We start from the raw sequence: 5,266 nt of genomic DNA on the forward strand, positions 1-5,266 counted from the left end.
CGTCGCCGTCGGTATCAAACAAGGCTGCTATTGCCGGATTCTTCATCTGGTCGAGCGAGGTGATGCCATGTGCATCGGCAGTGGCTTTGTCTATGAAATAGCCCTGCATGGCTTTGGTATACAGGGGGCCTGCCAATAGTAATTTGTCGTCACCGCCAACTTTCATGAATAATTGATCTTGAAGAGGCTTCCAGTGCACCGCAGTATAGTCGGCATCGCCTTGGGCAACGCTCAGATAGACAACCGGATAGCCTCCCGTCTGCATCTCACCGTTCTCGTAGCCGAGTTCGGCCAGGCCCGCCTCAATAACGTCATAGATGACCTCATGGCCGGCCTGCCCGGAGCCGATGGGCCGGACAGTCGTGGCCTGCGCCGCAGGCGCGGCAAAGGCCATAACTGCAATCGTGTACAGCAGCTTCCTAAGCATTGTAATCCTCCTTCTTGATGTTCCCTCAGTTCCGACTCTGCATTCCGCAGAGCCATCCAACGGGACCCTGTTGCCAGAGGTCCTTGTTCCCTCGCTCCCGCCGTGTGTAGCCAAGCCCTTGCGTGATCCGATCGACTGTGACAGCTACCAAAGCAGTGCTGACACCGCCGACCAATACCACTCGGCCAAGGCCGAAGCCGAGATCATGGAGGCGAATGCCGAAGAGGCGGTTCACAAGAGATTTTCTGCATTAATGGGACCTCCATCCCCATGCGGACGATCCCTTCCCTCACTTATCTCATTCCGATGATCCTCATGTGATTGGCAAATAGTCACCCCCCCTTAACGCCACCGCTCATTCGGCTGACGAACCTGGCCTGTAGCAGCTGAATCCTAAATGCTGCGGACTCAGATTCGGCACTCAATTGTGCTCTCAGGATTTTGGGTAACGAAATAGTGCCTCCGGAGCCCGTAGCGTAAAGACCGTGACACGTATATGTGCGACGTTCAAACCCAAAAAAGTTGCACCGTGCGTAACTATGTGTTGCGCCGTGATTAGACTTTTTCTAGCTGCGATGTCTCCCTTGACCTAAGAGTGCTTTTCGCCCTTTGTCCTACGAACGCTTGGTCGGTCGCTGCGCTGCTTGGCAGATCGCTTCCGCATCGGCCACACCATTCTTCTGTCGCTTTATGGCTTTACATAGCCAGGTGCGATACGCCGGAGTATCGCCCAGTTCTGCGATTGCGCGTGCCCCAGTGATGGCTGCTGCTGGGGCAGGCTCCATCGCTAACGTGCAGGCAGGTTGCGCAGCAAGAAACGCTTTGAGCACCTGGTTGCGGTGCAGTTTCTTGCGGAGGGCCGTGGCTCGCGTTTCATACGAGCCGTGCACCTGGTCCGGCGTCGGTTGCTGCGCCGCCGCCCCAAATACCAAGGGTCATTGAGTTTGACCAATGTGGGCCCATTCGCGCATTCCGATTGATGTTATGGTTTCGGGCACGGCGAGGTGCCTCTGCCATGCGTGGCGAGCGGCATCGATGATCGCGTTGTAGCTGTCGAAGACTCGGCTTTCGAGCCAGTTCTGTCGCAGGTACTGCCAAACTTTCTTAACGGGTCAACTCCGGGGGGCGCGCGACGGCAGGAAGATGAGCGCGATGTTGTTTGGCGTTCTGAGATCAGCAGTAGATTGGAGTTTTCGCTGTAATCCCGGCTGGGAGAGGGGCGGAAGCGATGAATGCATCGAAGTATTCGGACGCAGAAGGCGTTCATTCAGAAGCAGGGACCGGTTGGGAACCCGGTGGCGGAGATCTGCCGGAGGGGGGCAGCCAGCCGACCTACTTCAACTGGAAGAAGAAATATGACGGGCTGCTGCCGAGGAGATGAAGCGGCTGAAGCAGCTGGAGGACGAGAACGGCAAACTCCGAAAGCTGGTCGCCGACCTGTCGCTGGAGAAGGAGACGCTGCAGGACGTGATCCACCGAAAACTGCGCGGCCTGGTCGCAAACGCGAGCTGGTGGCGGATACCTGTACTGAGTGGAAAGTGTCGATCCGGCGAGTCCCGCCGCCGCGATCAGGCCGGCATCGAAGCTCGGATCAAAGACTTCTGTGCGACGCGGGTTCGTTATGGCTACCGGCGCGTGCACGTGATGCTCACGCGCGAGGGCTGGGACATCAATATGAAGCGGCTTTTTTGCCACCCGCGCCGGCCGGCGAAGCTCACCCGCCGAATAATCCGCCTGCAACGCTTCACAGCTGATCCCATCGCCGAACCCCTACGGCAACATCCCTGGCATCCCAAATTTACAAAAGAGTCGGCAGCCAAGACCGTTGGTAAAAGAACCGGACGTGCGAATCGCCCCGCTCCGGCTCAAGCCATTCTTCAACAGCAGCGTGTGGCACCAACAACCGGACGGAGCGTTCGCCATTTGACGGTGGGGGAAGCAAGTGGACCGGATCAAATGGTCAGATCCCCGGATGCTAACATATCTCGTAATTGAGATCGTCATTGCGCGGAAGAGCCAGCACCTGCTCGTACTGCTCTTCTTCTGAGGGCACCACATCGAAGCGCTTCGACGGATTGCGATTGCTCACGCGGCGCGGAGAGTTGGTGGCGTGATCCGAGTCTTCTCCGACGGCGGCCAACTACGCCGCCTCTGTCGCCAGTGATCACCTCTACCCCGCGATAGTGACTGTCTTCATGCCTGCCCCGATGCCTGGAGCGCAAATCAGGCGGCAAATCTCGCCAGTGGATAACCCTCCGGCAAAGCGGATGCTCGTGACGCTCACGATCGAATGAGCTTTGCGATCGATTGCGGGCACCGTTCCGACCGCCAGAATCGAACGTGGCTCCCCCTTCTTCAAGCCCAAGCCGCCACTCCTGCGCGCGGCCACCGCAGAGACATGTTCTTCTCGGCTACGCCGTCCTTTTCTGTCCCCTTGACGCTATGGGGAAGCCTCCTTGAGGACATAAAAGGCATCATTGATCACGAATCCGTCAAGACCTGCCGCCCGGGCATAGGTCAGCAAGTCGCTTGCGCGGTTAATGAAGCCGGCTCCATTAAAGTTCAGCGAAGTGTTGCAAAGAACACCGACACCGCTTTTTGCCTTGAAAGAGGTAAGTAGTCGAAATAAATGCGGATTTTGGACCTGCGAAACTGTTTGGGCCCGCGCTGTGCCGTCGACATGCGTGACGGCCTTCAATCGGCTATCGAGAACCTTCTGGAAAAGAAGCATGTGCGGCGACGGGCGTGCCAGGTCGAAGTGCAGAGCGACGTCCTGCTCCAGGCAAACCGGCGCGATCGGGCGGAAATCCTCCCGGTTCTTGATTCGATTTAGCCGTTCATGGGTTGCCTTTGAGAAGGGCGCTGCGAGAATTGACCGATTGCCGAGAGCCCGTGGTCCGATCTCGCAATTCCCCTGTACCCAGCCGATCACCTTGTCACCCAGCAGTGCGGAGGCCACTTGGTCGTAGTCGAGCGGATGGACCTCGAGTCCTGTCCGGTCGACTTCGTCAATTACGAATGGCTGGCCCGAATAGACGTTCCATTTGATTTTCGCATTGCCGGTGAAATGCCGCATAGCGTCGACGGCGGTTCCAATAGCCGAGCCCGAGTCGTTTGCACATGGCGGAACAAAAATGTCGGAAAAAAGCTTCGTTTCGAGCCAACGTCGATTCCACTCGCAATTCAATCCACACCCGCCGGAAATCAGCAGCGGGTAGCCCTTTGTCAGGTTCTTCTTCGCAAAAGCGTGAAACGAATCGAAAATGGCGTCTGAAACTCGCCTGGCGAGGTTGGTGAACTTTTGATGGGTTACGCCAATGTTGTAGTAAGGCGAATTCCGCAGCTCCTCTTTGGACAAGGGGTACACCTCGCTTGGAACCACGGAGTCGATTAGCGCCTGCTCGTCCGAGTCAGGCGATCCGGGTTGCCCGTGGGCGCAAAGCGCCATTAGCTTGCCGGCATCTTCGATGCGCGTTGATCCTTTGGGCAAAGTGAATTTCGGATCGGCGAGCATATAAAGGAAAGCATATTTGTGGCCAGGATTCGCCATCACTTTTCCCCTGTGCACGACCTGCAGGCGCTCATCGATTTCATAGAAATCGCCGCACCATCCCTCCCAGATAAGGGCGTAACATGGCATCCCGACGGGGAATGGCGACATGCCGTAGGAGCCCCAGAGATGGGAGCGCTCGTGCGTCGAGGAATAGAAATGGACCTTGCGGCCGAAAATGGCCATCTCGCCGACAACATCCGATCCCTGAGCTACCCCGTAGTAGCCCACCGCGTCATGGCCGAACCCCGTGCACCACCCACCGACCGCAATAATATCCGGAATGGCGTCCAGGCGGCCAGCGGCTTGGAGGATAGTCGTCGGGTTAATGGTTGAATATCTGGGAAAGCTATCCTTCTCAGCCTCGTATGAATAAATCAGCTCGGCTGCTGATACATCCAAGAGGGCAATTGTGCCATCATGGTCCGGTTTGAACGACATTATTCTCATGTTATTACTCCCGGGCGCAATGCCACCTGTTTCCACAAAATCCTAGAGTTTCCAAGCAATGGGTGGTTTCGTCTACGGCAGAGACAATCAGCTGTTTGTACACAGCTTCGAAAGCCCCAAGTCATACCTATAGGCGATCAGATCGACCAATATCCTTCCTCAGCGGAAGTGTTGGCGGTAACCCTCACCGGCGAGCGGGTCTGGGCTAGCAACTGTTCTCCGCGGACACAATCTGAACCGTCAGCCCGGATTTTTTAGCCACGTCGTTTGCGAAGAGTTTGCTTTTCCGCATCAAATTCGCAGCTGGTCATGATCCTGCCATTTGCAGGCGCTGCCTCGGCCAGGTAGGTTGTCGAATAGACATAGGTCCCAGGCTCTTGAGAGAGTAATTCATGAAGTCGGCAGAATTGGCGAGGCGTGAACAGAATTTAAGTCCGCCTTTTAACTATAGCGTACAGACACCATTAGTAAACAATTTTATTGAGAAATATTTGTTAAATTACTGCGAAAAAAATTGCAGGACAAAGACCGAGTTGGGAGGCATTTCGCAGCCGCAATCCCGAGACACAGGTCGAAACCTGAGCGCGCGATGGCAGAAAAGCTAAAATCGGTCAGAGAGGCGCGCCGCTCTTCAGCGCATTCGAATTCGTTTTGCGCCCGTGTTTCACTAGGCGGTCGACTTTGGCGCAAGTTGTTGTTCACCGGCAGCAATATTTGGTCGCGTCCCCACAGGTGGTGTAGCTCGGCGGTAGCGAAGCCGCTCGCGAGCGCGCCCTCAACAGCGCTGTAGCGAGCGAGCTGCTTTGCGGTGGTCATCGACAGTTCGCCGGTAAGGTCGG

At 56.3% G+C, this 5,266-nt stretch carries 3 protein-coding genes and 2 pseudogenes; 1 reads left to right on the top strand and 4 read right to left on the bottom strand.

Features of this window, described 5'->3' with window-relative positions; all coding sequences use genetic code 11:
- The coding region (locus O7A61_RS30840; protein WP_337132969.1) for a glycine betaine ABC transporter substrate-binding protein at positions 1–427 on the bottom strand (427 nt) is incomplete at its 3' end.
- 1,228 nt (positions 428–1,655) lie between these two features.
- Between O7A61_RS30840 and O7A61_RS30850 the strand changes: the two are divergent.
- Positions 1,656–2,116: pseudogene (locus tag O7A61_RS30850) on the top strand (transposase); the annotation flags it as partial.
- A gap of 286 nt (positions 2,117–2,402) precedes the next feature.
- Here the strand turns inward: O7A61_RS30850 and O7A61_RS30855 are convergent.
- The 3 genes and pseudogenes from O7A61_RS30855 to O7A61_RS30865 form a co-directional block, all read right to left on the bottom strand.
- On the bottom strand, positions 2,403–2,567 hold the full coding sequence (locus O7A61_RS30855; RefSeq protein WP_337132970.1) for a hypothetical protein: 165 nt from the start codon (positions 2,565–2,567) through the stop codon (positions 2,403–2,405).
- A 300-nt stretch (positions 2,568–2,867) separates the two neighbouring features.
- Positions 2,868–4,427 carry a carbamoyltransferase C-terminal domain-containing protein gene (locus tag O7A61_RS30860; RefSeq protein WP_337132971.1) on the bottom strand — a complete coding sequence of 520 codons (1,560 nt, stop codon included), beginning with the start codon at positions 4,425–4,427 and terminating at the stop codon, positions 2,868–2,870.
- Positions 4,428–4,904: 477 nt separating this feature from the next.
- A pseudogene (locus O7A61_RS30865) lies at positions 4,905–5,266 on the bottom strand (hypothetical protein); the annotation flags it as partial.

It is taken from the genome of Mesorhizobium sp. Cs1321R2N1, from assembly GCF_037179725.1.
Lineage (GTDB): Bacteria > Pseudomonadota > Alphaproteobacteria > Rhizobiales > Rhizobiaceae > Mesorhizobium > Mesorhizobium salmacidum.

Bases quoted from the DNA above. Each gene is read 5' to 3' on its own strand.
- O7A61_RS30860 (WP_337132971.1), bottom strand. From the start codon at position 4,427: ATGAGAATAATGTCGTTCAAACCGGACCATGATGGCACAATTGCCCTC.